The organism is Vreelandella xerophytica (assembly GCF_968048975.1).
This window is the reverse complement of the sequence record NZ_OZ309106.1, coordinates 377,479-404,001: the sequence shown is the minus strand read 5'-3', so window position 1 is coordinate 404,001 and position 26,523 is coordinate 377,479. Positions and strand designations below refer to the sequence as shown.

Here is a 26,523-nt window from a genome sequence, read left to right as displayed (position 1 = left end):
AGGGCACCTTTACCCTGGCGCCTTGTACGTAACAGGAGCAGGCATGAGCGAATGGATATCCAATACGCTGCACGACCCGCAGCCGCCCCGCCACGGCGAGCCGCCTCAGGTGGTACTGCCGGAATCGCGTCTTTTCGCCCTGCGGGCCAGCCGCTTCAGCGAACTTGGAACGCGCTTCAATGAGATGGCCCCCTTTCTCGCCTTCAACGCCCATCTGGCCCGCGCCCAGCACCGCGTATTGAAGGACCGTCAGGCGGACACCTTCGACCCGCAGAGCTGGGACGTGGCGCTGACCCACGAGTTTCCCCCGCTCGCCCCCTCGGCGCTGTTCGGCTCGCTGGATTGGCGGGCGGATTTGAGCGCCCTGCTCGAGGTGCTGGACCAGGCCCTTCAGGGTGAAAACGAAACGTTCGCCGCTCAGTGCGAGCTTCTGACCACGATTGAAGGGCTGGGCGAGCAAGATCTGACCGCGATCGCTCAAGCGATCCTCGAGCAGAAAAGCGTTAAGGCCGACTATCGTGGCGTGGCACCGCTGGTAGGGGCGGCGCTGCAAGTCGCCTGGACACGGTTGGCGCAGTCGCTCGAGACGCTGCCACGCCGGCCCAGGGACGCCGCCCAAGGCCTGTGCCCGTGCTGCGGCACACCGCCGGTGGCCTCCACGGTTCAGCTTGGCCGCTACCGTTCGCGGGTGCGTTACCTGGTATGCGGGCTCTGCGCCACGCAGTGGTACATGGAGCGCGCCCGCTGCAGTCACTGTTTCGAGACGGAAAAGCTCGACTATATCGGCTGCGAAGGACCGGACGGCAAGCGTGCGCTGCCGATTCGCGCAGAAAGTTGCGGTGCCTGTCACGCAAGCGTTAAGTTAATGGACCGCGAGTGGGAAGCCGACACCGACCCGTTCGCCGACGATATCGCAACGCTTGGCCTGGACGTGCTGCTCGAAGAGCAGGGATATGCCCGCGCCGGCTTCAATCCGCTGCTCGCCTTTGGTGGCGAGGACGGCTAAGCCCTGGGGCCAAGCGATAATGACCCCGGCCACTGCCTGAAACGGATTCAAGCCTGACGACATGACTGACACCGCTCCCTCTCAAGGCGCCGTTGACTGGCGCCGAACGCTCCCTTCGGTAGACCGTCTACTCAACCGCCCCCTGCTTCGGGATCTTGTTGCTCAACACGGCTTGCGAACATGTACACGCATGGTTCGAGAAACCCTGGCCGCCTTACGCAAGACGCCCCAGACAGCGCCGCTTGATGACGGCGCTATTGCCGAGCAGGTCCACGCCCGGCTTCTCGCGTTCGTGCACCCCAACACCCGCGCCGTCTTCAATCTGACCGGCACCGTGATTCACACCAACCTGGGGCGGGCGCTGCTCTCCGAGCAGGCCATTGATGCCATGGCCCGGGTGGCCCGTCACCCGGTCGCGCTGGAGTACGACCTGAAAACCGGCAAGCGCGGCGACCGTGATGATCTTATCGAAGCGCTGCTTTGCGAGCTGACCGGCGCCGAGGCCGCCACGGTGGTGAACAACAACGCCGCCGCCGTGGTGCTCACCCTCGGCGCGCTGGGCGCCGGGCGCGAAGCGGTTGTTTCCCGCGGCGAACTGATCGAGATCGGTGGAGCCTTCCGCATGCCGGATATCATGGCCGCCGCCGGCTGCCGGCTGCGTGAGGTCGGCACCACCAACCGTACTCATCCGCGTGATTATCGTGAGGCCATCAATGAAGAGACCGGGCTTCTGGTCAAGGTGCATACCTCCAACTATGCCATCGAAGGCTTCACCCAGGCGGTGGACGAAGCGGGCATGGCCGAAATCGCCCACGAGGCCAACGTACCACTGGTGGTTGATCTGGGCAGCGGCGCGCTCACCGACCTGAGCCAGTACGACCTGCCCTACGAAATCCAGCCCAAGGAGGCGATTGCCGCCGGCGCCGATGTCGTCACCTTCAGCGGTGACAAGCTTTTGGGTGGCCCTCAGGCAGGCATCATCGTGGGCAAGCGCGCTTATATCGAGCGCATCAAACGCCACCCCTTGAAGCGCGCGCTGCGCCTGGACAAGCTGGTGCTGGCCGCACTCGAGGCGACACTGCGGCACTACCGTGACGATGACCACCCCGACCAGACGCTGCCCACCCTGCGCCTCTTGACCCGCGACGCCGACGCCATTCACGCCGCCGGCGAGCACGTGCTGGCTGCACTTGGCACCCTGCCCGCTGGACGCACCGCGTGCCTTGCGCCATGCATGAGCCAGCTCGGCAGTGGCTCGCTGCCGGTGGATCGGCTGCCAAGTACCGCGCTGGTCATCGAATCAAACGCGCCGCGCCGCGAGGCCCGCGAACAGGCGCTGCGCAATCTGGAGCGCGCCTGTCGCGCGCTTTCACGCCCCATCATCGGGCGCATCAAGGAGGGAGCGCTCTGGCTCGACCTGCGCTGTCTGGCGCCGGGCGATGAGCAGATGCTTGCTGAAGCGATTCGCCGCGCCCTGACTGATGCAGCGTCGTTCACATGATTGTGGCGACCGCAGGCCATGTGGATCATGGCAAGACCACCCTGCTTTACAGCCTGACCGGCGTGGACGCCGATACGCTTAAAGAGGAGAAAAGCCGTGGGCTCACCATCGAGCCCGGGTTCATCTATCCGAAGACGGAAGGGAGCGCCGAGCTTGGCTTTATCGACGTACCCGGCCACGAGCGCTTTATTCACAACATGCTGTCCGGGGTGGCCGGTGTCGACGGGGCACTTTTGATCATCGCCTGCGACGACGGCGTGATGCCGCAGACCCACGAGCATCTCGCCATCCTGGCGCTGCTTTCGATTCCCGTCATGGCCATCGTGTTGACCAAGACCGATCTGGTAGGCCCCGAGCAGTTTACCGCGCGAGAGCACGAAGCCCGGGAGCTGGTCAACGATGTGCCGGTGTTTGGCGTCTGCGCGCGCACCGGCGCAGGCCTTGAGCCCCTGTCGAACTGGCTGGATCAGCGCGCCGCCGACTGGCAGGCCCGCCCTGCCCCGGGGCGTTTTCGTCATGCCATTGACCGGGTGTTCAGCAAAAAAGGCGCGGGGCTCGTGGTGACCGGCACGGTAGTGGATGGGCATATCGAACAGGGCCGTCATCTATGGCTTCTGCCCCAGGGCGTTCGTGTCCGCGTTCGCGGCCTTCGCCGGCAAGATCGTGACGCCGAGGCCGCCCACCGCGGCGATCGCTGCGCGCTGAACCTGACGGGCGTGGAACGCGAGACCCTTCGCCGCGGCGATTGGCTGGTCGAGGCTCCGGCGCCTTTGCAAAGCAGCCAGCGTATGGATGTGTCGCTCGACCTGCTGGCCTCGCTCGAGCGCGATGCCCTTCACTGGATGCCGGTTCATGTGCATATGGGGGCCGCCCATCTGACCGGGCGGCTCGGGTTGCTCGAAGCCCCGACCCTTGCCCCGGGCGGCCGCGCCCTTGCCCAGTTGACGCTGGACGCGCCCCAGCACGCCTGCTGCGGTGACCGCTTCGTGATCCGCTCGCAAAGTGCCGATGAAACCCTCGGCGGCGGTCGCGTGCTCGACCCTCACCCCCCCAGGCGGGGCGCGCGCCGTCCGGAGCGGCTCGCCTACCTTCACACGCTGACTCACGCGCTGGAAAACGGCGCTGCCGAGCGCCAGGACGGCTTTGCCGAGACCTTGAAAGCCCTGGCCGACCAGCAGAGCGGCGGCATTTCGCTCACCGAGTTCTCAGGCACGCTGAACCGCACCGTGGAAGCGCTCGAAGAGCAGGCCGCCGCTCAGGGGTTGACGCTCATTCACGCAGGCTCGGCGCACCGGGCATTCGCCCCGGACCACCTTGAAGAGTTGGCAAAGGCGCTTATCCAGGCGCTGGACACCTTCCATGCCGACGCCCCTTCCGAGGTGGGTATGGAGCGTGACCGTCTGCGCCGCTGGGTGGCGCCGAAGTGGAACGTCGACATCTTTCGCCAGTGGCTTGAAAGGCTCATCGAGACCGGTCGCGTCAGTGCCCAGGGGCCATTTATCAAGAGCCCTTCGCATCGGGTGCGGCTGAGCGAAGCCGACCAGGCGCTCTCGCAGGCCATTCTGCCGCTGCTGACGGGGCGCTTCGACCCACCCAGGGTGCGCGACATTGCCCAGGCCCGGCAGCTGGAGGAGTTCCGCGTGCGCGAGGTACTGTACGCCAACGCCCGGCTGGGCCGGCTGTTTCAGGTGCGCAAGGATCATTTCTACCCGTCTGAAACGCTCAAATGTCTGGGGGAGATCATCGAGGCACTGGATCACGAGCAGGGCCGCGTGATCGCTGCCATGTATCGTGACCGTACGGGCCTCGGGCGCAAGCTCGCGATCGCCCAGCTGGAGTTTTTCGACCGTGTCGGCTATACCCGCCGGGTGCGCGACGAACGCCAGCTGCGTCATCCTGGCATGTGGGATTAAAAGCGGTTAGGCTTTCGCCTAGCCGATACGCAGGAGGAGGATCGTTCCCCGGTGGGGCGACCGGACTTCAACTCCGTGTAGGGGCTGCCATGCAGCCCCTGGTGGGTTCGACTCCCACCCTCCTCCGCCACTCAGGCGTTCTCGTCTTTTCTAGGCTCTGCCACCATCACGTAATCCGCGCCGTGGCTGAGCCCGCCCTCTATCTCGATATGCTCGAGCGCGCGGCGCTCCAGGTCGTCCACGTGCTTGAGCATCGCCTGCGCCAGGAACCGGTCGGCGATGGTCTCCATGCGCTGGCGGCACATCTTCATCTGACCGTGAACGAATTTCTTGCCATAGCGAATGGGAAAACGCCTGGTTTCGATGACATCAAACCCCGCCCGATTCAACTGCCGCTCGACCCAGCCGCTCGGATACTCGCGATAAGTGCGCTCGCCAGCCAGCAACAGGCAGGCATCGCGCAGACGGCCTATTTCCACCACCAGCTTGCCCGCGGCGGTCGCGGCATTGAACGGTACATACGGCTCGAGCCCCACCAGATACAGACGCTTTTCGGTGAGGGCGCACAACCGGGGAAACAGCTCGTCCTGCCAGTAAGGCGCAAAGCCGTCGATGGCACCGAGCAGATAATCGGCCAGCACGGTATCGAAGCGCTCGCCGGCCAGAAAACGAGGATCCTGCCAGTTGCCCAGCACCAGACGGTCCTGCGGGCGCTTTTTACCCGCTACCGCGCGCTCAACGCTTTGCGCCATGCCGCCGGCGCCGGTGACCGCCGTCCAGCGTTGAGTCTCCAGGCCGCTGACCCAGCCAATCGAGTTGACCCCCGTACCGGCATCCAGAAAGGTGCCCCAGGGGCGCTCGCCTTGAAGCGCTTCAATGTGCTCGAAAAGTACTGAGGCCAAGTGGGCTCTCCTAAACCGGTTGCTCATGACAGGTAGCGGGTCAGTGCCAGGCCACCCTAAAAAATATAATATAACATATCAATTTAACGTGGATAAGCGTCTCTCGTTTCGCAAGAGAGTGACGCCCTCTAGCTCCTTGACGCGCCATCACTACTAACATTATGAAAAGAGGTGACAAACTTCTCATAAGTTGCCAATATGATAATGAGTCTCATATAAAAGTTTTTCTCAAAAGGAGTCATCATGAAAAAGGCGGTTGTTGCGACATCACTGCTGGTAACGGCCCTGAGCGCCAGTGCTCAGGCAGACGAACGCTTTGCGGTCTTCGACCTGGGAAGCCTGGATACACTGGATGCACTGGGTGCCAGTGACCAGGTGGTGGGGCTTCCCAAGCAGGCACTGCCCGAGTATCTCTCAGGTTACGCTGCAGATGACTACGCGGACCTGGGCGGGCTGCGCAGCCCCGACCTTGAAGCTATCGCACAAAGCGAGCCGACGCTGATCGTCTACACGGGGCGTCAGGGCGAATGGAAAGAAGAACTTGAAGAGATCGCCCCGCTGTTCGAGGCAAGCCTTGCCAATGATGACTACCTGGCCGCCTTGGATGCGAATGTGCGAAGCCTTGCCGAACACGCCGGCGTCGAAGAACAGGCAAAAGCCGCGCTGGAAACGCTTCATAACGAGATCGAAACCCAGCGTGAAGCGCTCAGCGACGCTCCTCGCACGCTGGTCGTGACCCACAATGACGGCAACTTCTCTCTCAACGAGCACCCGGTGGTACACGAGGTTCTGGGCATCGAGAAACAAGAGATGCCCGAGAGCGCCACGACCCGAACCCACGGCGCGCGCACCTTTACCACGCTGACACCGGAGGCGATTGCCGAGATCGCTCCGGAGCGTCTACTGGTCGTGGACCGCAGCGCCGCCATTGGCGAGCAGCCCGCTGACGCCGACGACCTGCGTCAATCGTTAAGCGATGCCGGCGCGGACATCGATGTCATCCTTCTCACGCCGGCGCTCTGGTATCTTTCCGGTGGCGGCCTGCAGAGCCTTTCGATGCAGATCGAGGAAGTGGCCAGCGCGCTTGCCGTACAGCCCTGAAACGCCCCTGGATTGGCTGACTTGAACAAAGCGCGTTACTTTAAAACGACAGCCATTCAAGGAGTCGTTTATGAGTTTACTGACCGCGCGCAGCTTTCTGGCCGAGCACGCCCCGGATCTCGAGATCATCGAACTCGAGCAGAGCACCGCGACCGTCGAGCAGGCCGCTGACGCTCACGGGGTAGAGCCTGGCCAGATTGCCAAGACGCTGGCCTTCAAGGTCGGGGAACAGCCTTTGCTGATCGTGACCAGCGGCAGCGTCCGGATCGATAATGCCAAGATTCGTGACCAGTTCGGCGGCAAGGCCAAGATGCTCGATGAAGATACGGTCATGGAGCTGACCAGCCATCCGGTCGGGGGCGTTTGCCCGTTCGGGCTTGCCACCAGCCTGCCGGTCTATTGCGATGCGTCGCTGCGTGCGTACTCGGAGGTACTGCCGGCGGCAGGCTCACCCAACAGCGCCGTTCGTCTTTGCCCGAACCGGCTGGCGGAGCTGGTGGCAGCCCAGTGGGTGGATGTCTGTTCGCCATCTGATGCTTCTTGACCTGCTGCGCCTCGGCGGTGCCTGGCGAGGCTTGCGCAATCGGCGTACACTGGGCGGGCTTTAACACGCACCAGCACGTTCTCAGGGCGGGGTGAAAGTCCCCACCGGCGGTGATGGCCGATAACACGGCCTAAGCCCGCGAGCGCTTTGAGGGATTCCTTGAAGGTCAGCAGATTCGGTGAGAAACCGAAGCCGACGGTGATAGTCCGGATGAAAGAGAACGGCCGCGTCGTGCGCCCGCTCGCTATATGCGTCGGGCGCGCCGGGCGTTGCCGCATGCCCTGATTCTGGCACCTTTGATCGATGAGAATGACCATGAATCAGACCTTTCCGTTAGACCTCTCCTCTCACACCACCGGCCAGCGTATCGCCTTCATTCAGGGCCACTGGCATCAGGATATCGTCGAAAAGGCACTTGAGGCGTTCATTGAAGAAGTAGAACGCTGCGGGCTAGATGCCGATCAGGTGGAGACCTTTACCGTCTCCGGCGCTTATGAAATCCCCCTGCAGGCCAAGGTACTGGCCGAAAGCGGTCGCTTCGGCGCCATCGTCGGTGCTGGATTCGTGGTGGATGGCGGCATCTACCGTCACGATTTCGTCGCCCACGCGGTCATCGACGCCATGATGCGGGTTCAGCTCGACACCCAGGTGCCGGTGATTTCGGCAGTACTCACCCCGCACCACTTCCATGAGCACGCCACCCACCACGACTTCTACGCCCAGCACTTTGTCACCAAGGGCAAGGAAGCCGCCCAGGCGTGCCTCAACACCATGGAAAACCTGCACCGCGCGCGCAAGCTGCGCGACGCATAAAAGCACCCCAGGCCCGGCAAGCGCCGGGCCTGGCAAGACAATGCCCAGCCACTAGCAACCACAGTCGTCAATCGGCGCGTTCAACAGCGTACCCCGCGCCTCGCCCATCTGCACCGGATGCGCATCCCGGCGCCAGAAGTCCAGCCCACCCAAAAGCTCCTTTACCTTGAAACCTGCGCTGGCAAGCTTCCACGCCCCTTTGGTCGAGCCATTGCAGCCAATACCGTCGCAATAGGTGATATACACCTTGGAGGGATCGAGCGTGGCGAGTCGCTCAGGCGTCATCTCCCGGTGGGGCAGGCTCAGCGCACCGGGGATATGCCCCGCGCAGTAGTGCTCGAAACTGCGGGTGTCGATCACCACGATCTCATCGATGCCAACGGCCAGATCCTGGGCCAGATCCCAGGCATCGGTGTGATAGCAAAGCTTGGCGTGCATCGCTTGCGCCATCTCGGCCGGCGCGGCGGGCAAAAAGGCCAGCACGCTGGATTGTTCGCTCATGCCTATCTCCTCAAACGTTCAGCAAGTAGCTGTAGAACTCATGGTTACGCTGCCACCCCAAGGACTCATAAAGGCCCTGGGCCTGCTCGTTGGTTACCTGGGTCATCAATATCAAGCGGGCCACGCCGTGCTCCCGGGCAAGCTTCTCGGCGGCATCCATCAACGCCCGCCCGGCCCCTTGGTGTCGGGCTCGGGGGGCGACGTAAAGATCGTTCAGTGTCCAGCGGGTATTCAAGCCGACGGTGGAAAGCCCCGGGAAAAGCTGTACGAAGCCGCTCGGTTCGCCCGGCTCGCTTTCGCTGACCAGAATGAACGAGTCTCCCAGCCCGAAGCGTTGTGCCAGGAAGCGTCGAGCCGCCTGCGGGTCACTGGGCTGTTCGTAAAATTGGCGGTACTCGTCCAGCAGTACGGTCAAGGGTTCCAGATCATCCAGTACGGCAGCTCTCACGTTCATCGTTTGCTCCTGTGAACCAGCGGCTTTTGAAGGCCTCAGTCTCGCGCTATAGTGGCTCCCACGTAAGAGCCACTTCTTGAAATAGCGAGAGAACCAGTGAATCAACGCGCCGCGCCGACCGAATGGATCATCGATGCCCTGGCGCTACGCGTGACCCCCCAAGCCACGACACCGCTGACCCAGCAGCTTTATACGACGCTTCGCGGCTGGATTCAGCGCGGCGAGCTGGCTGCCGGCAGCCAGCTGCCCTCGTCAAGGCGCTTGGCGGGTGGCCTTTGTCTGGGCCGCAATACGGTCCTCGCCGCCATGGAGCGGCTGATAGCCGAGGGCCTGGTGGTGGCCAGAAAAGGCGCAGGGCTCTTCGTGGCCGACCTGCCCGCCTTCGCCACTCCCCAAGCGCCCCCGGCGCCGGCGGCGCCTCGCTACTCCGTTCGGGGCCAGGCGCTGCTGGAGCGTTGTGGCACGCTCAGCGAGCGTTACCAGGCCTTCGCGCCCGGCGTGCCGGGGCTTGATCTGTTTCCTCACACCCAGTGGCAACGCCTTTTGCGCCGCCACTACCGCCAGACGGATAGCCAGTGGCTCTCCTATCAGACCCAGGGCGGCCTGCCCGCGCTAAGAGAGGCGCTGTGCGATTACCTGACACTTTCCCGGGCGGTACGCTGTCGACCCGAGCAGATCGTGATCACTCAGGGCGCGCAGCAGGCGTTCGAGCTGGTTACCCAGCTCTTGACCGATCGGGGCGACAGCGTCTGGATGGAAGAGCCCGGCTACGGGGGCGCGCAGACCGCGTTTCTCACCGCCGGGCTTGATGTCGTGCCGGTACCGGTGGATGCCGAAGGCTTGAACCCGGCGCTCGGCCCGGCCGGTTCACCCTCGCCCACGCTTATCTATGTCACCCCCTCGCACCAGTACCCAAGCGGGGTGACCATGCCGATAACGCGCCGTCTGGCGCTTCTGGAGCAGGCCGCCACCCACGGCGCCTGGGTGATCGAAGACGACTACGATAGCGAATTTCGCTACGATATCCCCCCGGCCCCGTCGCTTCAGGGCTTGTCCGAGCAGACCCGGGTGCTCTATATCGGCACCTTCAGCAAGGTGCTCTATCCTGGCCTTCGCCTTGGCTATATCGTGCTGCCGGACGCCATGGCCACCACTTTCCGCCTGGCCCACGCCCGGCTTCACCGGGAGGGCCACTACCCTGTACAGGCCGCTCTTGCCGAATTTATCGCCAAGGGGGACTTCTCTCGGCATATCGCCCGGATGCGTATCTGCTACCGCCAGCGCCAGGCCTGCCTGCGCCGGGCGCTCGAACCGGCGCTCGAGGCAGGTTTGAAGCTCTCTTCCGGCCATGCCGGCATGCATCTGGTCGCCGAGCTTGAAAGCCTGGATGAAGAAGCGATGCTTGTAGATATGGCCTTTGAGGCCCAAGTGACCCTTTCGCCGCTGTCTCGTTATTATCTGGGGCGCCCGCAGCGGGCCGGGCTCGTATTGGGCTATGCCGGCGCCACCGAAGAGGAACTGCTACGCGCGGGCCGCTGGCTTGGCCAGGCGTGGCTCGAGGTTACGGGCAGACGGCGAAAAAGTGCCGGCAGCTGACACGGCAAGTGCATCCAATCCCCGCCTTGCCGGCATTTCAGCTATCTTCATTAAAGCCATCGAGCGCTTTGTCCGGCCGCGCCGCGCCAAGAACACGGCATGGTCACGTATTCTCGACGTAGCGTCTTGTAGTAGGGTAGCGCTTTAAACGCTTATCCATACACCAAACAGTAAGGGAACACGGCGTTCCCCATGAGGTTAATGTGGCCCAACCGCTCTCTTCGCACTCACCCTCGCACGCATCAAGATACAAGGCATGGAGCGTGCATGCGTTAACAGCCAGCGGCGTGCTACTGGGCACCATGGCGCTGCTTGCCTTGATCGATGACAACCCGGTGGCCTGTCTTTTATGGTTGGGCGCGGCCATGCTGGTCGACGGTTTCGACGGCACGTTGGCACGCAAGTATGAAGTCAAGACCATCCTGCCCCATTTCGATGGCTCGACGCTGGACATGGTGATCGATTACCTGACCTGGGCATTCATCCCTGCGCTTTTCATCTACTACTTTATCGAGCTGCCTGCGGGCACGCACCTGCTCGCGATGTTCATCATCCTGCTCTCCTCCATTTTTTGCTTTTGCAACGTGAACATGAAGAGCCAGGACAACTACTTCGTCGGTTTTCCCGCCGCCTGGAACATCGCCGGCGCCACGTTTTATATCCTTGATCTAGCGCCTTTCGTGACGCTCGCGGCGATCATTGGTCTGGCGGCATTGACCGTCACACGCATGAAGTTTCTACACCCCTTTCGGGTACGCAAGTTCATGCCGCTCAACATTGCCGTTACCCTGGTGTGGTGCGCCTGCGCGACGTCGCTGGTGCTCACAAGCCCCCAGCACGCCGATTGGGCGCTCTGGGGATGGGGCGCGGCGTCGGTCTATTTCGCAGGCATGTGTGTCTGGCGCACCGCCCAGGAGTGGCTCGAGTAACCCGAAGCCGTTGGCAAGAGGATCACGGATGTCTTTGACGCAACATCAGCAACAGCGCTTCAAGGCGCTTGCCGCCGAAATCGAAGGAATCGATGTCGACGTCTACGAGCGCTTCGAGCGCGACCCGCTCGAGCCGATCATCGGCCTTGGCAAGTCGAACCTGCGCCTGGGCTTTTTCGGGCGCGACCCGGGGCGCGACGAAGTACGCCATGGCGAGCCCTTTATCGGCGCCGGCGGGCAACTGGTCAGAAAGGCACTTTACGAGCAGCTCTACGGCAAGCCGATGCCGGATTTCGAGGCTTCCCGTGCCGTGGGCGAGCATTTTTTCTGGATCAACACCGTGCCCTACAAGCCCGTAGGCAACAAGGCCTGGTCCATGAAGGTAAAACGCCATTTTCACGGCCTGATGAACGAGGTGCTGGTCTCGCGCTGGCAGGGCCAGCACCTGATCACCCTGGGCCGCGAGGCTTTTCTGTGGTTCGGCATCGGCCGCCCGAAAGAGGAGCGCGACCGGCTGGAAGCATTCTGGAAAAGCGAGGAGCGTTTCGAGCAAAGCATCGAGGTCACCCTCGAAGACGAGCACGGCAAGGCACGCACCTTCACGCTTCACCCGCTGCCCCACCCCTCCCCGCTCAACCAGACCTGGTACGCCCGCTTCCCCGGGCTCTTGAAGCAGCGCCTTGAACAGCTGGATGTGCGTGAAGACAACCTGACACTGTAACTTACGTCTTGGTCACGCTTGAGGCAGGCGGCGCCAGCTCGGTTATCTCGACGATCTCGGTAAGCTTGTGCTCGAGCAGCGTCCGGGTATGCGCCGCGTCATAATGGGCCTCGAGCCCCGCCTTGCCTTCCCAGCACTCCCAGAGCAGGAAATCCCCCGCCCGAGCGCTGTCTTCCAGCACCTGAAACTGATGGCACCCGGGCTCGTGTTGCGTCATCCCCTGCAGGTGCATGAGTCGTTCTCGGGTCTCGTCAAGGCGCCTCGGGTCGGTTGCCCGAATACGCGCGCATAGATAATAAGCGGCCATGTCTTTCTCCTGTTCTGTGGAGAAAGCAGCGTATCAAGATGCTATGCCCGCCAGTAGACCGAACATTTCAAAGCCGTTTTGCAGAAATGGAAAACGATGTTACTCGGCCTCGAAGATGACCGGGAACTCGCTGGCATCGTCATCACACGTCTCTGCGGCGCGATACGTCATCAGCCGGAAGTGGCCGTTTTCCCACTGCCAGGTGCGCATGCCACCACAGCCGCCAGCCCCCCGGTCCTTGTACTGATCGTCAAGCAAACCGGTATCGGGGTCGAACGTGGGATCGAAGAGAAGATCAGTGCCGGTCCAGCTGGCATTTCGCCACTGAGCGAAGAGCAGTTTGCGCGGGGCGGATTCGCTGGCCTGATAGATCGCCTCGAAAGACGTCTGGTAGGCGCCGACGTTACATGGCACCAGCCATAGATCACCGCCCGTTTCATCGTCGATCGCATAGTGCTGCGGGGCAAGCCCGCGCGCTGCTTCGACCGGGGCGCAGGTATCGCTTATCTGTGCCGTCACGTCATCCGGCACCTGGGGTCGAGTGTCCTCCGGCTGGGCACTGGCGATGCCTGCCGAGAGGCTCAACGTCGCCACAGCGAACCATCCGAGTGTGCGTAAGACCATGACCATCTCCCTTGTGTCGTTCGCGGTGCGCTCTGAACGCGCCGCCACTAGAAAATATGCGCTCAAGCGCCCCTACTTCATAAACCGATTTCGAACGGACCGCCATCCTCAACCCGCATCTTGCACCGTCATTGCTCATTTCTGGTGCGTAGGGCATGTGTCGGCAGGACGTTACCCATGCGCATGCTCCCGGGCCTTTGCCACCATCTCGGTGGCCAGCGCCCCCACCGTGCGCACGGCCGCCTCGATTCTGGATGTCAGGGTAAAGGCGTAGTTGAGGCGCAGGCACTGACGAAACTTGCCCGAGGCGGAAAACAGCGACCCCGGGGCGACGTGAACACCGTGCTGGGCCAGACGCTCGTTGAGACGCACGCAATCCACCGCAGCGGGCAGCTCTACCCACAGCAGAAAGCCTCCTTGCGGGTAGCTGATGCCCGTGCCTTTCGGGAAATAGCGCTGCACCCAATCGATCATCACGTCGCGCTGACGCTGATACTGGCGAATGGCAAAGCGCAGATGACGCTCGTAGTGGCCCTTGGCAACGAACGCCGCCACCGCCAGCTGCGCCAAGGTGGCCGAGGCGCCGGTGGAGACGTATTTCATGTGCAGCGCCTGGTCGCGGTAGCGCCCCGGCGCCATCCACCCGACCCGAAGCCCCGGCCCCACGGTTTTGGAAAACCCGCTGCACAGCAGCACCCGGCCATCGTCATCGAAGGATTTCACGGTGGGCGGGCGCGGTTGGGCAAACGAAAGATCGCCGTAGATATCGTCTTCGATGATGGCCACATCAAAGCGCTGGGCGAGTTGAAACAGGGCCCGCTTGCGTGCGGCGGGCATGGTGTAGCCCAGCGGGTTGTTGAAGGTCGGCGTGATCTGAATGGCGCGGATCGGCCACTGCTCCAGCGCAAGCTCGAGCGCTTCCAGGCTGATGCCGGTCTGCGGGTCGGTGGGAATCTCCAGCGCCTTCAAACCGCTGGCTTTGAGAATCTGCATGGTGCCATAGAAGCTTGGCGAGTCCACCGCCACCACATCGCCGGGCTGGGTAAGGGTACGCAGCGCGATGGACAGCGCCTCCTGGCAGCCGGTGGTGATCAGGATGTCATCGGGGTGCAGCAAGCAGCCGGAGGCCACGGCAAGCTTGGCCACCTGCTGGCGAAGCTCGGCGTTGCCGATCAGCTTGTCATAGTTGAAGCCGTTGAGCTCGACGCCATGGTGCAGACTCGACAAGATCCTGGAAAGCGGGCGCAGCGACGCATACTCCAGGTTGGGCACGCCGCGACCCAGCAAGAGCCGGTGGTCGTCACGCTGGGTGGCCACGAGTTCCAGCACCTGTTCCCACTGGGAAACATCCAGCGGACGCTGGGCCGGACGCGACACCGAGGGCAAGACCGAGGGCGCTCGGCTGGGCAAGACGAAATAGCCCGACCTGGGGCGCGATTCGATCAGCGCCGCGTCCATCAATTGGCGATACGCCTCCTGGACGGTGGAGATGCTGACCTCCATCTCCTGACAGACGGCGCGAATGGAGGGCAGGCGATCACCCACGCGATAGATGCCGTGCTCGATACGCTGGCGCAGCAGGCCGGCCACTTCCTCGTAACGGGTCATATCAACCTCTCCAGATCAAAGTTCCAACCATACAGATGGCAAGAAAAGCGGCATACAGCCTCTTGAAACGCCCCTTCTGTATCCTTAAATAACCAGAACCTATATCTGTATCATGAATCGGTCGCTGAGTAACCTAGGGATACCCCTTCAGGAGACTCATCATGCCTCGTTCAAGCCTGACCCGCCTTCGCCTTGTACTGCGCCGCTACAGCGAGCGACGCCGTAGCCGCCGCCAACTCCTGACCCTCGATGACCGACTGCTGCGTGATATTGGCATGAGTCGCGCCCAGGTAACCCGAGAGGCGCGTACACCGTGCTGGAAAGACTCATTTTCCCAAGGAAAACTCTATGAGAAGCGCTGACTTCCACCTGCTCGACGTGTTTACCGAGCAGCCCTTCACCGGTAATCAACTGGCGGTTTTTCTGAATGCCGACGGGCTTGAAACCGCCACCATGCAGGCCATGGCCCGCGAGCTCAACCTGGCGGAAACGGTGTTCCTGGGTGGCGCCAGCTCGGCCAATCACTACCCGATGCGCATCTTCACGCCAACCCAGGAACTCGACTTTGCCGGCCACCCCACGGTGGGCACCGCACAGCTGCTGGCCGAACTTGGCCTGATCGAGCGCCATCAACCGCTGGTGCTCGAGCCGCCGGTGGGCGAGCTGCCCGTGCGCTTTTTTGGCGAAAAAGCCACCTTCACCACCGCCCGGTCGGTTCGTCTTGCCCCGAGTACCCTGAGCCCTTCCAGCGCTGCGGCGCTGCTCGGCCTCGAGAGCCACCAGATCAATGGCTCACCCATCGTCGCTTCCTGCGGGCTCGCGTTCCACCTGATCGAGCTGAGCGACCTGACGGCTTTGCAGAACATACAGATCGCCTCCAGCGAGTGGGCCAAACATGTGGCCCCCAGCGGCGACGAGCAGGTGTATCTGTACGTTGTAAAAGCCTCGGACGGCGAAAAAACGAGCGTGCGCAGCCGAATGTTCTCCAGGGAGCATGGCCTGTGTGAAGACCCGGCGACGGGCAGCGCGGCGGCGGCGCTGAGTGGCTACCTGGCCACCCAGAGCGATACGCGCCGCTGGATGATTCATCAAGGCGCCGAGATGGGCCGGCCCAGCGTGATCGAGACCCGGATGAAGGGTGAGTTGGTAGAAGTTGGCGGCCAAGCGGTGCTGGTGGGGAAAGGACAGCTTTACGTGAGCTAAATCACATCCTCACCTATTGCTGACTATACGTCCATATTAATAAAACGAGCAGGATGAGCGTTTGAGAAAGCCTAATGTTGAACAGGAAATAGATCTGACAATGTCTGTTTAAAATCTTTAGCGTTTCAGCGTTTAAAACGAGCTGGTCCTTTACATTAGCGCCTTTTTGATGTTTTTGTTATTAAAGTCCTGCAAGCAAAAAACCCACCTTACAAAGATGGGTTTCTTTAACTGTAAGCCATTATGCAGCAAATTTTAATATCGTTATTTAAAAACGCCGGAGCTCTTCTGGGGTATAAGGCTCGATGTCCCTCGAGCAATAAACTTGCCGTGGCCTACGCTACCCACCGGACGACCGTTTTCGGCCACGACCTTACCGTTGGAAATCACCGTTACAGGATAGCCGGTCAACTCCATTCCCTCGTAAGGCGTGTAGTCACAGTTATGGTTGAGCATTGACTGCGATAGCGTTACGCGTTTTTGAGGATCCCAAATAGCGATGTCAGCGTCGGAGCCAATGCCGATGGTACCTTTTCGCGGATACATGCCATAAACCTTGGCATGGTTCGTGGCCGATAGCGCAACGAACTGGTTCAGGCTGATACGCCCTTCCGATACGCCTTTGCTGAACAGAATCGGCAGACGCGTCTCGACGCCGGGAATGCCGTTGGGCACATATTTGAAGCTGGTATCGGCGCCCACTTTTTTCTTACCCGTCTCGCTTTCGTAGATAAACGGGCAGTGATCAGATGAAAAGGTCGAGAAAACGTCTCTGGCCAGCGCATCCCAGCAGGCTTTCTGATTGGCTTCGTCGCGCGGCGGCGGACTGCATACATACTTGCTGCCCTCCATATTGACGTTGTCCAGATCGTCTGCGGTCAGTGTTAGATACTGCGGGCACGTTTCTGCATAAATAGGCAGGCCACGCCGCTTGGCCCACTCGATCTGCTCGATGACGTCGCCACCGGAGACGTGTACGACAAATAGCGGTACATCCACCAGTTCCGCGAAACTGATCGCACGGTGAGTCGCTTCGCGCTCGACTACGATCGGGCGCGACTCGGCATGACCACGCGGCCCGGTCTGGCCTGCTTTTTCCAAGCGCTCGGTCATCTGCTGTATCGCGTCAAAATTTTCCGCGTGCACCATGGTCAGGGCATTTTCGCGACGGGTCGCCTCCATCACATTGAAGATTTCGCCGTCGCTCAAAGCCATATCCTGGTAGGTCATAAATATCTTGACCGAAGTGACCCCATCCTGAACCACTTGGGGTAGCTCCTCTTCGAGTGCCTGAGGTGTCGGGTCGGTAATAATGGCGTGCAGGGCGTAGTCGATGTAACACTTGCCTGCTGCCCGCTGATGATGCTCCTCAACCGAGGCGAGAAGCGATTTGCCTCGCTCCTGGAGCGAGAAAGGAATCACAGTCGTATTCCCGCCGCAAGCTGCCGACCGTGTTCCTGACTCGAAGTCATCGGCCATAATACTACCATCGCTTGTCGGCTGTGCCAGATGCACGTGGCTATCGATCCCGCCAGGCATGACCAGCAGACCGGTCGCGTCGATCTCGCGCTCGGTCGCGCCCAATCTGTCGGCCAGTGCCACCACCTTGCCGTTTCGGATACCCACATCGCACTGCATGGTATCGCTTGCGGTAACCACGGTGCCGTTACGAATGATCAGATCGAATCCGGTCATGAAGATGCCTTCGCCTTTATGGTAATTCGTTGAATTTAAGAGACGCAGCAAGCCTGTCTTGAGGGGCTGTCACACGCTTTACGACGACGCATTGCGAGTGGCCAGGTACTTGAGCCAGCCGCCCTGCTCGGTAATATCCACAACGCCGGCGGCGTCGATCTCCTCTGCGCGCATTTTCATGCTCAAGGAACCACTGCCATCTTCAAGTTCGATCACTCCAAGCTCCAGTTCGCAAGGCTCGTTGGGCAACAGCGATTCGCGAAGCTGCGCGTAGCTGACTTCATAAAGTTCGCCGGGAATGGATTGCCCGCCCTGCTCGATAGACCACAAGCCGGGGAACTCATCGCGCACGGAGTAGAAGCGGTACTTGGCGGCGGTATTGACAGCACCCAGGAACTTCGCATCCTGCAGGGCGAAATTGATGCTTCCACCGGACATGGCCTGACCGTTGACAAACATCAGTACCGTTTTCGATTGATCGCTCATGAACCTTCCTCACTAGTGATTGCTTGATGTCGATGTTGACTGTTGGCGTCTACCGTCGGTGACGCTCGCTGATGATCAGATAACCGCCTGCCAGCGCCACCAGGCCCGCGCCCACGAAGGTGGCGCTGGTCGGGACGTCGCCGAAGAACCAGTAGCCGACGAGCGTGGCCCAGATAAGCTGTGAATATAAGAAGGGGGAGACCAGCGACGCCGAAGCCGAGCGCATGGCCTCAATCAGCGCGAAGTGGCTGAGCGCGCCCAGCACCCCGATCAGCACGAACAGGGCAATGTCCTCGCGCTGCACCGGCACCCAGAAAAAGGGAACCGCCAACGTACTCACCACCCCGCCGGCGGCGGCGGTATACAAAAGCGACGTCAGCGAGGAATCCTGAGCGGCAAAGTAGCGCGTCGCCAGTTGATAGAGCGCAAAGCAGATTGCCATGCCCATCGGCAACAGAAGGTGGGCACTCAAGTCTCCCACGTCGGGCTGCACGGCAATCAATACGCCTGAAAACCCACACACGGCGACCAGCAGGCGCTTGGCGCCGACCCTCTCTTTCAACAGGGGCATGGCCAGTAGCGTGACGATCAGCGGCGAGCTGAAGTTGACCACGTAGACCTGTGTAAGCGGCAGGACCCGCACCGACAGGTACGCAAACAGCGTGGCACCCAGCAACAGCAACCCCCGGCCAAACTGCCCCCAGGGGGCGCGGCTTTCGAGCTCGGCCCGCGTGAGCCGCCCCATCAGCGCCAGCAGTCCGACCAACACGATCAAGTGCACGCTGTAGCGAGACCACGCCAGCTGCACCGGCGAGTAGTCATCGCCCAGGTACTTGGCCAGAGAATCCATGCCCACGAAAAGCGCCGCAGCGGCAAGCATGCAGGCAATGCCGCGAAGCGGGCGCTGCGCCGGCATGGTCAACCCGCTCACGTGACCGGCTGCCCTTCAAAGCGGTCAAGCGAAAAAGGCGCCAGGTCCCAGTCGCTCTTGCCGCGGATAATCACGTCCGCGGTGATCCGGCCCACCAACGGCCCCAGCGTGAAACCGTTGGACGTGACGGCGTTGTAAAAGCCCGGACGGTGCGGCGCCTCACCCAGTATGGGTGCGCCATCGATGTTGATGTTGATCGCCGCCCAGGTGCGCAGCACGCGCAGCTGATTCAACGCCGGCAGCACGTGCTGGGCCACCCACAGGTTGCCCTCGATGCTTTCCCGCAGCGGGCGCTGGTAACCAAAGGGAATACTCAACCCCGCCGGCCAGCCACCGCCGATGATCACGTTGCCGTTGGCCGCTTGTTTCAGCGTCAGGTGACGATCGGCGTGGGCAAGCAGTACATCCACGATGGGCTCGGCGGCTTCGGTGACGATCATCTGCAGCGGTGCCGCGTGAACGGGTACGGGCACCCCGGCAAGCCTGCCGATCTCGCCGGCCCAGGCGCCGGCGGCGTTCACCACCTTGTTCGCTCGATAGCGACAGCCGCTTTCGGTGGTGATCATCCACCTGCCGCTGGCGTGTTCCACCTTGTGAACCGCATCACCGGTAAAAAAGCGCGCACCGGCCTGCCTGGCTGCCCGAACCAGAGCGGGAGTGGCAAGCAGCGGGTTGATTTTCCCCTCCTCGCTGCACCACGCCCCGCCGACCACGGCGTCCGAAATCGCGGGCAGCTTACGCTCGATGTCGCCTCGATCGATCATCTGCGTGTCGATTCCCAGCGAACGCTCCAGCGCTGCTTTGCTTTCAAGAAAACGCATCTGCGCATCGCTTTCAGCCACCATGATGCCGCCGTTGCGCTTGAACTCGATATCGCCATCGAGCTCACCGGCCAGCGTCTCCCAGAGCGAGGCGCTGGCTTTCTGAAGCGGCAACGTGCTGGCAGCGGGGCCGCCCCCCCTTTCAGCTTTCGCGCCAAAATCGAACGACAGCAGCTGGACGTGCAAACTGCCCGCATTGGCGCCGGACGCTTGGCCGTTGGGCAGGCCGCGATCGAGTACCGCTACCTCCACGCCTTGCTTTGCCAGTTCCATGGCGGTGGAGCTTCCGGCAACGCCGGCACCGATCACCAGCACGTCGACCTCGATCGGGGCTTGCGAAGCGGCAGGTCGATGGCGAGCCGGCATGGCTGGCGGCGTCACGCGGCGGTGGCCGGCCCACTCGCCCTTTTCGATGGCAAGGCCCTTGATGGCCACCGGTTTGATTGGATTCTGCGGTGCCGGCAGATCAAACTGGCTGCCTGGCGTGTTATCGGTGGCGATCAGCATGCTGACCGTCGAGGCGCAGTAACGCCCCTGGCAGCGCCCCATGCCCGCGCGGGTCTGACGCTTGATCGACGCCACGTCGCTGCACGCATCACGACCGCTCAGAACTTCCCTGGCGGTAATGCCTTCGCAGCGGCAGACGATCGTATCGTCGGTCACCCCCGCCAGCGGCTTGAGCGGTGATGCGAAGGCGCCCCACAGCGCCGCTTGAAACTGCCGATGCTTTCGCTGCCGGGCCTGCCAGGGCGAGGTGAGCACATTCGTGTGATACCCGCAGTGCCGGGCGGCGGCGATGCCCGAAAGCGCCCCCTGGGCCAGGGCCAGCTGGGCACCGCCGAATCCGCCGGCCTCACCGGCAACGAAAACGCCCTCGACGTTGCAGCTGCCGTCCGCCGCGCGCTCGGCCGACAGCATCTTGAGGGCCGACGCCGTGGCAGGCGCATAGTGATGCTCGACGCCCAGCAGACGGCTGATTTCGGCCTGCGGCTGAAAACCATAGCCAAGCCCTACGGCCTTGACGTCAAGCGCTCGCGTCGGCTGCCCCAGTTCGCCTTCGGGGGTCACCGGCGCCAGCACCACGCGCTCGACGGCGCTTTCACCCTCGATCGCCGCAATCGCGTAGCCGTCGAAAATGGGTACGCGGGCACGCTTGAGGGTAACCAGGTAACCAAGCCCGGCGCCGATCAAGGACGGCGCATGGCGGGTCGCCTGCCCGGCCTGTGTCAACGCGCTCAACGTGGCAAGCCTTGCACTTTCAACGACCCCCGCCACCGGAACGCCCGCCGCAACAAGCTCCGCCGCGACCTGCAGGTTGAGCGGCCCGTTGCCCGCCACCAGAATCGGCCCGGGCGGTGCCGTGCGGTAGGAGCGCAGCAGGGTTTGCAGCCCGCCGGTGGTCATCACGCCCGGGAGCGTCCAGCCGGGTATAGGGTAAGGCCGCTCGGTGGCACCGGTGGCAATGACGATAGCCCGGGGCTCGACGAGCAGTGCCCGGCCGTCTTGCTCGACGCCGACCTGTATCTGGTCGGAACGCTCGCGAAACGCCCCCCAGACCAGCGTATTACGCCACTGCTGAACATTCGCCTTTTCGAGCTTCTCGATCAGCGCCCTGCCCACCTGCATCTGTTTATCCGGCGCGTTGCCGTCGCGGGTCGAATACGCCGACGAAAGCTGCTTGAAATACTGGCCGCCAAGGCTTGCACGCTCATCGATCAAGAGCACGTCCGCCCCTGCTTCGCGCGCCGAAAGCGCGGCCTGCAGACCGGCAGGCCCTGCGCCGATGACTAGCACATCGGTCGTCACCACCTCAAGCGACGCAGCCGCCGCGCCCTGACGTTGCGCCTGGATATCGAACGGCGTCTTGTAGGGGTGGCGCTTGACCGCCTGCCCCTGCCGCGCCGGCGTCATGCAGGCGCGCACGCCGGCGTGGCCGTCGACGCTGACCAGGCACTCGAAACACGCCCCCATACCGCAATAATGGCCATGATTTCCGACCAGCCGACCTTCGCGCTGGGACAGATGGCCCGCCCCTACAAGGGCGGCCCCCAAGCTCTGGCCTTCAACAGCGCGGACCTGCTCGCCTTCGAAAGTGAAGGCTATCTCTTCAGCGTTTCTAGAGATCTTGCTTCCCAGCGCGTCCATCAAGGCCTCCTACTTCAGCGAAAGCTTGCCAACGATGTCATCGGCCCACGCCTTGTCTTCAGGGGGCGAGGGAAGACGCGGGGGACGCGGATGCCCGACGCTCTTGCCCATCGATTCAAGCAGTGCCTTGGTGCCGGACACGTAGCGATGGCCGAACACAAAATCGATGACGGGCAGAATGCGGTGATACACCTCCCGGGCGCGATCCAGATCCTTTTCCACCACCGCAGCGGTGTAGAGATCGGCAAACTCTCTGGGCATGACGTTGGAGCCGACCGCCACCCAGCCGATCGCGCCTTCCACGTAGGATTCGAACCCCAGCACCCCGCCAAACACGCCGATCTTGTCACCGCAGAGCCTCAGGATATCGCGCACGCGCGTGATCTCCAGGGTCGACTCCTTGATGTAGGCCACGTGCTCGATCTCGGCAAGCCTTGCCACGGTCTCTGGCATCATGTCCACGTTGGCCGCATTGGGGTTGTTGTAGATCATGATCGGCAGCGAGACGGCGTCGGATACCTGCTTGTAGTGGTGGAACAGCTCGTCTTCAGTAGGGCAACTATAGTAAGGGGGAATGATCATCAAACCGTCCGCACCCAGCTGTTCGGCTTCCTTGCTGTAACGAATAACATCGTTGGTGTTTTCCGCACCGGTACCCACCAGCACGGGCACGCGCCCAGCGGCTTGATCGATTACGGTCTTGGCGACTAAACGACGTTCATCGTCAGTCATTGAAAGGAACTCCCCAGTACTGCCCAGTGGAATCAAACCGTGAATACCCTGTTCGATTTGCCAGTCAACAAACGTGCGCAGTCTCTCTACGTCAACGTTTAGATCTTTATCGAAAGGCGTAATAAGTACACTATAAGTACCAGCAAACTGGGACATTTAACTCTCCGACTCAACGTTAACGGGTTTTAAAATACTCAGGTAAAGCGGTGACGACATAAGGCACGTAAGTAGCCAGCACAAGTACGGCTAGCATGAAACCCAAAGGCAAAATGATTTTGGCTGCCACACGCATAATGGGCCGCTGGGCGATACTACTGGCGACAAACAACGTAATACCGTAGGGCGGTGTGATCATGCCGATGGAAAGATTGATAATAATCACCACACCCAGATGCAATGGGTCGATGCCATAGCTTTGCGCTACAGGCATCAAAACCGGCACTAAAATCAATATGGCCGCAATGCTTTCCATGAACATGCCGACAAAAATCAACCCGACATTAAGTAGCGCCAAAAAAACCCAAGGATTGTCGGACAAGGACTGCAGAAAACCTACCAGCAGTTGAGGCACACCCTCTCTTGCCACCAGCCACGAAAAGATGTTGGCTACAGCAATAATCATCATCACAGAGGCCGAAATGCTCGCCGCTCGCAATATCAAACGTGGTAAATCACGAAGCTTGAGCTCTTTATAGATGAAAAGCCCGACCAGTAGCCCGGTCGCAACAGCTACAGAGGCGGCTTCCGTCGGGGTAAAAACGCCGCCGACAATACCTCCGATAATAATGATAGGCATCAAAAAAGCCGGAATGGCCTTCCAGGCGGTCACGCCCAGTTCTTTTAAAGAGAAAGGCTGTACCTGGCTATAAACACCGCCATAGCGGCGTGCATGGAAATACCCTGCTAGCAGCAGACCCAGCGCCATTAAAAACCCCGGCACGATACCGGCGATGAACATATCGCCTACCGATACGTTACCCACTGAGGCCAGTACGATCATCATGATGGAGGGAGGAATGATGGGCCCCAGCGAGCCCGCCGCGGCCATCAGGCCAGCGGCGAAATCGATATCGTAGCGGCGTCTTCTCATCTCGGGCAGCATCAAGGAGGCGGTGGCCGCCGTGTCGGCCGAACCTGAGCCCGATACGGCGGCAAGACCTGTGCCCGAAACTACCGATACCAACAGTAGAGATCCTCGAATCCAGCCGACCAGCGCAGTTGCAAAATCGATCATGCGTCGCGCAATACCGCCGCGCTCCATCAAAAGCCCCGACAAGACAAAAAATGGAATGGCCATGATGGTAAAACTGTCCAGGCCCGCAAACAGTCTCTGAGAAATAATACTGCTAGGAATACCCTCGCCCATCAGCACAATACTGGCAGAGACACCCATGGTGAATACAATGGGTGCACCGGCAATTAAAAGAAGTACGAACAACACCATGACTATTATCATAATGTGGCTCCCTCTTTATTATTAGTAACTTCTTTAGCAAAAATCTTCTTTAAATAAGCGATACTGAACTCGAGAAAGAAATACCCCAACCCGACCGGCAAGGAAAGATAAGGTATCCACATGGGAATACCCAATGCTGACGATGTCTGCATCTGACCAATTTGAAGCAGCCGCTGACTTCCAAGAATGGCCAACCATAAAAACCAGCTACCCAACAGTAGAATAAACAGAGCGGTAATTCGTTTTAGAATATCGGGCAACACTTCATAAAGAATATCGACACCGATATGAAGTTTTTCGCGCATGGCAATACCGGCGGCTAGAAAGATAACCCATATTTGAGAAAAAGTAGCCGTCTCTGCCGCACCTGCCACGGAAAATCCAAACACATAGCGACCTGCCACAAGCGTCAGTATTGCGACCACCATATAGCTAAACAAAATAACAACACATACGGCAATCAAGAATCTGATGCATTGCAGCACTCGCTCGGCTATTTGCATTATAGATGCCATAACTCCCCCTAGAGAAGCAGGGCTATTGATACAAATAGCCCTGACTATCTAACGTGCTAGCGTAGTTGTTCGATAGCGTCCAAAAGCTCTTGTTTCTGATCCGTATCGACGAATTCGCTATAAACCACTTGGGCTCTTTCACGAAAGGGTTCAAGATCGGGCTGGGTAAACTCGACACCGGCACTTAGAAGCTCTTCGCGAATACGTGCATCCATCTCGGCATAAACCTGGCGCTCGTACTCAGCGGACTCTTTACCGGCTACTATCAATGCCTGCTGTACATTATCGGGCAGGCTTAAGAATCGTTCCTCGGACATGATTAGATCCGCGACCAGCGTGGTCCAGCTTACTTCGGCAAGATACGGCGCCACTTCATAAAACCGCTGTGCCTGGTAGTTGGTAAAAGCGGCTTCGGCCCCATCCACTACGCCAGACTCAAGCGCTGCATAAAGCTCGCTATAGGCAAGTGGCGCCGCGTTAGCGCCAAACTCGTTGAAGGCAGCGACGTGTGCCGGAATCTGCATGGTTCTAATGCTTTGACGTTCCAGGTCTTCGATACTATTGACTGGCTCTTTGGTCACGATATGGCGAATACCCGCCTCATAAAAACCCAGAAGCTGGAAGCCATTTTCTTGCATGGAGTCGGCCAGGCGCTCACCCACTTCGCCTTCCAGGACGCGATACATGTGCTGACGATCCTCGAACAAAAAAGGTAGATCGAAAAGCGATAGCTCAGGTACGAAGTTAGTCAAGACGCCGTTCGTGGGAACGGTAATATCAAGAGTGCCTAATAGCACACCTTCGATCATTTCTCGTTCGTTACCCAACTGATTATTAGGAAATATCTGGATGGTAACTTCCCCGTTTGTCTCACGCTCGACAACTTCGGCAAACTTTTCGAGCCCTTTTTGATAGGGCTCGCTCAAATTAGCGGAATGACCTGCTCGCAATACTAGATTGTCGGCCCAGGAAAATGTGGAGCAGACCGCAGAAAAAATAGTGATCCCAACAGCTATAGACTTTTTCATAGTTATTTCTCTTAGACGTTGTTTATCTATTTGTAGACCAGTGGTATACCAGCTGTCAACGTATAAAATGCAAGATACTTTATCTGCAGCATGCTTCAAAAAGGTGAGGACTCAAATGGTCTGCACAAACATTGTGCATTCTTACAAATACTTTATTTATTTACTGCTGTGATTCTTCAATGTGAGTAGATAGGTATAAAAGAAACGTCGAAACCGATACTTTCGAGCACCAAAACAGTGCCTTATGTGCTAATTATAACTAGATAGCTTCGAAAATATTTCTTTTTGTTTCACGCAAATGATCAAGCATGGCCCTACGTGCCTTTTCGACATCTCCTTCTACGATGGCATCGATAATCGCAAGGTGGGCATCGTAACCAGGAAACGATTTCGCGGGTAGCGTCTGATTTTCGAAAATTTGCGTTGTTTTTCTGAGTTCGGAAATAATCTTGAGCAGTACTTCATTTCCTGTCGCCTGGGCGATACCCATGTGAAGCGTTTGATCAAACTCCCACTGCTGCTGGAGGCCGGTCTGCTTCGATTGCCTTATGGCAGTTAGCTTTGCAGCCCACTCCTCAATCATTTTCGTTTGCGATTTAGTTGCCGCTAAAGCCGCCGCTTCGGGTTCAAGCAGCTCCCTCACCTGTAGCGCCGCCACGTATTCATTGATGGCAATCTTCTTGACCCCAATAGTGCGCGCATTCAATCGTACCAACCAACCTTCCGCCTCAAGACGTCGCAAGGCTTCACGCACGGGCGTACGCGACATGTCCAGCTCATCGGCTAGACGTCTTTCCTGAACGATATCGCCACCGGAAAGCTCGCGAGCGAGAATCATACGCATAATGGATTCATAGGCAACGCTGGATAGCCCACCCTGCTCGCTTCGCTCGCTCACTTCATTATCTTTCAATGCTAGAAACACACGCCACCCTCATTGTTTAAAAAATCCTGGTCCAGGTTCGTCGGCCATTCTAGCGAGCCTACCCAA

Annotated in this window: 26 protein-coding genes, 1 tRNA gene and 1 riboswitch; of the genes, 12 read left to right on the top strand and 15 right to left on the bottom strand. The window is 60.1% G+C overall.

Annotated features, from left to right (window positions below):
* The first annotated feature begins 43 nt into the window (after positions 1-43).
* The 4 genes from fdhE (at position 44) to ACWF8S_RS01930 (ending at position 4,550) form a co-directional block, all read left to right on the top strand.
* Positions 44-1,006 (top strand): formate dehydrogenase accessory protein FdhE, encoded by a 963-nt coding sequence (gene fdhE / locus ACWF8S_RS01945; RefSeq protein WP_447555136.1) that lies wholly within the window; start codon positions 44-46, stop codon positions 1,004-1,006.
* A 61-nt stretch (positions 1,007-1,067) separates the two neighbouring features.
* Positions 1,068-2,507: an L-seryl-tRNA(Sec) selenium transferase gene (gene selA, locus ACWF8S_RS01940; RefSeq protein WP_447555135.1), complete on the top strand. Its 1,440-nt coding sequence runs from the start codon at positions 1,068-1,070 to the stop codon at positions 2,505-2,507.
* Positions 2,504-4,420, top strand: a complete 1,917-nt coding sequence (gene selB / locus ACWF8S_RS01935) for a selenocysteine-specific translation elongation factor (protein ID WP_447555134.1) — start codon at positions 2,504-2,506, stop codon at positions 4,418-4,420. The genes selA and selB overlap by 4 nt, the downstream gene beginning before the upstream one ends.
* Positions 4,421-4,452: 32 nt before the next feature.
* Positions 4,453-4,550, top strand: a tRNA-Sec gene (locus ACWF8S_RS01930).
* A gap of 1 nt (position 4,551) precedes the next feature.
* Here the strand turns inward: ACWF8S_RS01930 and ACWF8S_RS01925 are convergent.
* On the bottom strand, positions 4,552-5,322 hold the full coding sequence (locus tag ACWF8S_RS01925) for a class I SAM-dependent methyltransferase (RefSeq protein ID WP_447555133.1): 771 nt from the start codon (positions 5,320-5,322) through the stop codon (positions 4,552-4,554).
* 243 nt (positions 5,323-5,565) lie between these two features.
* Here ACWF8S_RS01925 and ACWF8S_RS01920 point away from each other — a divergent pair, with 243 nt between their 5' ends.
* The 3 genes from ACWF8S_RS01920 to ACWF8S_RS01910 all read left to right on the top strand — a co-directional run bounded on the left by ACWF8S_RS01920 (position 5,566) and on the right by ACWF8S_RS01910 (position 7,780).
* Entirely contained in the window at positions 5,566-6,423 is an 858-nt protein-coding gene (locus ACWF8S_RS01920; protein WP_447555132.1) for an ABC transporter substrate-binding protein, read from the top strand.
* A 70-nt stretch (positions 6,424-6,493) separates the two neighbouring features.
* Positions 6,494-6,967, top strand: a complete 474-nt coding sequence (locus tag ACWF8S_RS01915) for a YbaK/EbsC family protein (protein ID WP_447555131.1) — start codon at positions 6,494-6,496, stop codon at positions 6,965-6,967.
* A gap of 73 nt (positions 6,968-7,040) precedes the next feature.
* Positions 7,041-7,193, top strand: a riboswitch (FMN riboswitch).
* A gap of 89 nt (positions 7,194-7,282) precedes the next feature.
* Entirely contained in the window at positions 7,283-7,780 is a 498-nt protein-coding gene (locus ACWF8S_RS01910) for a 6,7-dimethyl-8-ribityllumazine synthase (RefSeq protein WP_447555130.1), read from the top strand.
* A 51-nt stretch (positions 7,781-7,831) separates the two neighbouring features.
* Here ACWF8S_RS01910 and ACWF8S_RS01905 read toward each other — a convergent pair whose 3' ends face one another.
* The gene (locus ACWF8S_RS01905) at positions 7,832-8,281 is read right to left on the bottom strand and encodes a rhodanese-like domain-containing protein (RefSeq protein WP_447555129.1); all 450 of its coding nucleotides are present in this window, start codon (positions 8,279-8,281) and stop codon (positions 7,832-7,834) included.
* Between the two features lie 10 nt (positions 8,282-8,291).
* The gene (locus tag ACWF8S_RS01900) at positions 8,292-8,735 is read right to left on the bottom strand and encodes an N-acetyltransferase family protein (protein WP_447555128.1); all 444 of its coding nucleotides are present in this window, start codon (positions 8,733-8,735) and stop codon (positions 8,292-8,294) included.
* 96 nt (positions 8,736-8,831) lie between these two features.
* On the opposite strand from ACWF8S_RS01900, the gene pdxR reads away from it, so the two are divergent.
* From pdxR to ACWF8S_RS01885, 3 genes are all read left to right on the top strand, one after another.
* On the top strand, positions 8,832-10,331 hold the full coding sequence (pdxR, locus tag ACWF8S_RS01895) for a MocR-like pyridoxine biosynthesis transcription factor PdxR (RefSeq protein ID WP_447555127.1): 1,500 nt from the start codon (positions 8,832-8,834) through the stop codon (positions 10,329-10,331).
* Between the two features lie 263 nt (positions 10,332-10,594).
* Positions 10,595-11,260: a phosphatidylcholine synthase gene (gene pcsA, locus ACWF8S_RS01890; RefSeq protein ID WP_447555126.1), complete on the top strand. Its 666-nt coding sequence runs from the start codon at positions 10,595-10,597 to the stop codon at positions 11,258-11,260.
* A 28-nt stretch (positions 11,261-11,288) separates the two neighbouring features.
* Positions 11,289-11,981 carry a uracil-DNA glycosylase family protein gene (locus tag ACWF8S_RS01885; RefSeq protein WP_447555125.1) on the top strand — a complete coding sequence of 231 codons (693 nt, stop codon included), beginning with the start codon at positions 11,289-11,291 and terminating at the stop codon, positions 11,979-11,981.
* 1 nt (position 11,982) lies between these two features.
* On the opposite strand, the gene ACWF8S_RS01880 is transcribed toward ACWF8S_RS01885, so the two are convergent.
* The 3 genes from ACWF8S_RS01880 to ACWF8S_RS01870 all read right to left on the bottom strand — a co-directional run bounded on the left by ACWF8S_RS01880 (position 11,983) and on the right by ACWF8S_RS01870 (position 14,520).
* Positions 11,983-12,288, bottom strand: coding sequence for a putative quinol monooxygenase (locus ACWF8S_RS01880; RefSeq protein WP_447555124.1), 306 nt, complete (start codon positions 12,286-12,288; stop codon positions 11,983-11,985).
* Between the two features lie 99 nt (positions 12,289-12,387).
* Positions 12,388-12,912, bottom strand: coding sequence for a DUF1176 domain-containing protein (locus ACWF8S_RS01875; RefSeq protein WP_447555123.1), 525 nt, complete (start codon positions 12,910-12,912; stop codon positions 12,388-12,390).
* 171 nt (positions 12,913-13,083) lie between these two features.
* Entirely contained in the window at positions 13,084-14,520 is a 1,437-nt protein-coding gene (locus ACWF8S_RS01870; RefSeq protein ID WP_447555122.1) for an aminotransferase-like domain-containing protein, read from the bottom strand.
* 161 nt (positions 14,521-14,681) lie between these two features.
* On the opposite strand from ACWF8S_RS01870, the gene ACWF8S_RS01865 reads away from it, so the two are divergent.
* Positions 14,682-14,882 carry a DUF1127 domain-containing protein gene (locus tag ACWF8S_RS01865; RefSeq protein ID WP_447555121.1) on the top strand — a complete coding sequence of 67 codons (201 nt, stop codon included), beginning with the start codon at positions 14,682-14,684 and terminating at the stop codon, positions 14,880-14,882.
* Positions 14,869-15,723, top strand: coding sequence for a PhzF family phenazine biosynthesis protein (locus ACWF8S_RS01860; protein ID WP_447555120.1), 855 nt, complete (start codon positions 14,869-14,871; stop codon positions 15,721-15,723). The genes ACWF8S_RS01865 and ACWF8S_RS01860 overlap by 14 nt, the downstream gene beginning before the upstream one ends.
* Before the next feature lie 264 nt (positions 15,724-15,987).
* Here ACWF8S_RS01860 and hydA read toward each other — a convergent pair whose 3' ends face one another.
* From hydA to ACWF8S_RS01815, 9 genes are all read right to left on the bottom strand, one after another.
* The gene (gene hydA, locus ACWF8S_RS01855; RefSeq protein ID WP_447555119.1) at positions 15,988-17,418 is read right to left on the bottom strand and encodes a dihydropyrimidinase; all 1,431 of its coding nucleotides are present in this window, start codon (positions 17,416-17,418) and stop codon (positions 15,988-15,990) included.
* Positions 17,419-17,496: 78 nt separating this feature from the next.
* Complete coding sequence (locus ACWF8S_RS01850; RefSeq protein ID WP_447555118.1) at positions 17,497-17,904, bottom strand: allophanate hydrolase-related protein; 408 nt, start codon at positions 17,902-17,904, stop codon at positions 17,497-17,499.
* A gap of 49 nt (positions 17,905-17,953) precedes the next feature.
* Positions 17,954-18,835, bottom strand: a complete 882-nt coding sequence (locus tag ACWF8S_RS01845; RefSeq protein ID WP_447555117.1) for a DMT family transporter — start codon at positions 18,833-18,835, stop codon at positions 17,954-17,956.
* Entirely contained in the window at positions 18,832-21,801 is a 2,970-nt protein-coding gene (locus tag ACWF8S_RS01840) for an FAD-dependent oxidoreductase (protein ID WP_447555116.1), read from the bottom strand. The genes ACWF8S_RS01845 and ACWF8S_RS01840 overlap by 4 nt, the downstream gene beginning before the upstream one ends.
* Positions 21,802-21,810: 9 nt before the next feature.
* The gene (dapA, locus tag ACWF8S_RS01835) at positions 21,811-22,689 is read right to left on the bottom strand and encodes a 4-hydroxy-tetrahydrodipicolinate synthase (RefSeq protein WP_447555115.1); all 879 of its coding nucleotides are present in this window, start codon (positions 22,687-22,689) and stop codon (positions 21,811-21,813) included.
* A gap of 19 nt (positions 22,690-22,708) precedes the next feature.
* Positions 22,709-23,989 (bottom strand): TRAP transporter large permease, encoded by a 1,281-nt coding sequence (locus ACWF8S_RS01830; RefSeq protein WP_447555114.1) that lies wholly within the window; start codon positions 23,987-23,989, stop codon positions 22,709-22,711.
* Positions 23,986-24,492, bottom strand: a complete 507-nt coding sequence (locus ACWF8S_RS01825; RefSeq protein ID WP_447555113.1) for a TRAP transporter small permease — start codon at positions 24,490-24,492, stop codon at positions 23,986-23,988. The genes ACWF8S_RS01830 and ACWF8S_RS01825 overlap by 4 nt, the downstream gene beginning before the upstream one ends.
* Positions 24,493-24,560: 68 nt before the next feature.
* On the bottom strand, positions 24,561-25,532 hold the full coding sequence (locus ACWF8S_RS01820) for a TRAP transporter substrate-binding protein (protein WP_447555112.1): 972 nt from the start codon (positions 25,530-25,532) through the stop codon (positions 24,561-24,563).
* 259 nt (positions 25,533-25,791) lie between these two features.
* Positions 25,792-26,457: a GntR family transcriptional regulator gene (locus ACWF8S_RS01815; RefSeq protein ID WP_447555111.1), complete on the bottom strand. Its 666-nt coding sequence runs from the start codon at positions 26,455-26,457 to the stop codon at positions 25,792-25,794.
* Between the last annotated feature and the right edge of the window lie 66 nt (positions 26,458-26,523).

Bases quoted from the DNA above. Each gene is read 5' to 3' on its own strand.
- fdhE (WP_447555136.1), top strand. From the start codon at position 44: ATGAGCGAATGGATATCCAATACGCTGCACGACCCGCAGCCGCCCCGC.
- selA (WP_447555135.1), top strand. From the start codon at position 1,068: ATGACTGACACCGCTCCCTCTCAAGGCGCCGTTGACTGGCGCCGAACG.
- selB (WP_447555134.1), top strand. From the start codon at position 2,504: ATGATTGTGGCGACCGCAGGCCATGTGGATCATGGCAAGACCACCCTG.
- ACWF8S_RS01920 (WP_447555132.1), top strand. From the start codon at position 5,566: ATGAAAAAGGCGGTTGTTGCGACATCACTGCTGGTAACGGCCCTGAGC.
- ACWF8S_RS01915 (WP_447555131.1), top strand. From the start codon at position 6,494: ATGAGTTTACTGACCGCGCGCAGCTTTCTGGCCGAGCACGCCCCGGAT.
- ACWF8S_RS01910 (WP_447555130.1), top strand. From the start codon at position 7,283: ATGAATCAGACCTTTCCGTTAGACCTCTCCTCTCACACCACCGGCCAG.
- ACWF8S_RS01905 (WP_447555129.1), bottom strand. From the start codon at position 8,281: ATGAGCGAACAATCCAGCGTGCTGGCCTTTTTGCCCGCCGCGCCGGCC.
- ACWF8S_RS01900 (WP_447555128.1), bottom strand. From the start codon at position 8,735: ATGAACGTGAGAGCTGCCGTACTGGATGATCTGGAACCCTTGACCGTA.
- ACWF8S_RS01885 (WP_447555125.1), top strand. From the start codon at position 11,289: ATGTCTTTGACGCAACATCAGCAACAGCGCTTCAAGGCGCTTGCCGCC.
- ACWF8S_RS01880 (WP_447555124.1), bottom strand. From the start codon at position 12,288: ATGGCCGCTTATTATCTATGCGCGCGTATTCGGGCAACCGACCCGAGG.
- ACWF8S_RS01875 (WP_447555123.1), bottom strand. From the start codon at position 12,912: ATGGTCTTACGCACACTCGGATGGTTCGCTGTGGCGACGTTGAGCCTC.
- ACWF8S_RS01870 (WP_447555122.1), bottom strand. From the start codon at position 14,520: ATGACCCGTTACGAGGAAGTGGCCGGCCTGCTGCGCCAGCGTATCGAG.
- ACWF8S_RS01865 (WP_447555121.1), top strand. From the start codon at position 14,682: ATGCCTCGTTCAAGCCTGACCCGCCTTCGCCTTGTACTGCGCCGCTAC.
- ACWF8S_RS01860 (WP_447555120.1), top strand. From the start codon at position 14,869: ATGAGAAGCGCTGACTTCCACCTGCTCGACGTGTTTACCGAGCAGCCC.
- hydA (WP_447555119.1), bottom strand. From the start codon at position 17,418: ATGACCGGATTCGATCTGATCATTCGTAACGGCACCGTGGTTACCGCA.
- ACWF8S_RS01850 (WP_447555118.1), bottom strand. From the start codon at position 17,904: ATGAGCGATCAATCGAAAACGGTACTGATGTTTGTCAACGGTCAGGCC.
- ACWF8S_RS01840 (WP_447555116.1), bottom strand. From the start codon at position 21,801: ATGGACGCGCTGGGAAGCAAGATCTCTAGAAACGCTGAAGAGATAGCC.
- dapA (WP_447555115.1), bottom strand. From the start codon at position 22,689: ATGTCCCAGTTTGCTGGTACTTATAGTGTACTTATTACGCCTTTCGAT.
- ACWF8S_RS01830 (WP_447555114.1), bottom strand. From the start codon at position 23,989: ATGATAATAGTCATGGTGTTGTTCGTACTTCTTTTAATTGCCGGTGCA.
- ACWF8S_RS01825 (WP_447555113.1), bottom strand. From the start codon at position 24,492: ATGCAAATAGCCGAGCGAGTGCTGCAATGCATCAGATTCTTGATTGCC.
- ACWF8S_RS01820 (WP_447555112.1), bottom strand. From the start codon at position 25,532: ATGAAAAAGTCTATAGCTGTTGGGATCACTATTTTTTCTGCGGTCTGC.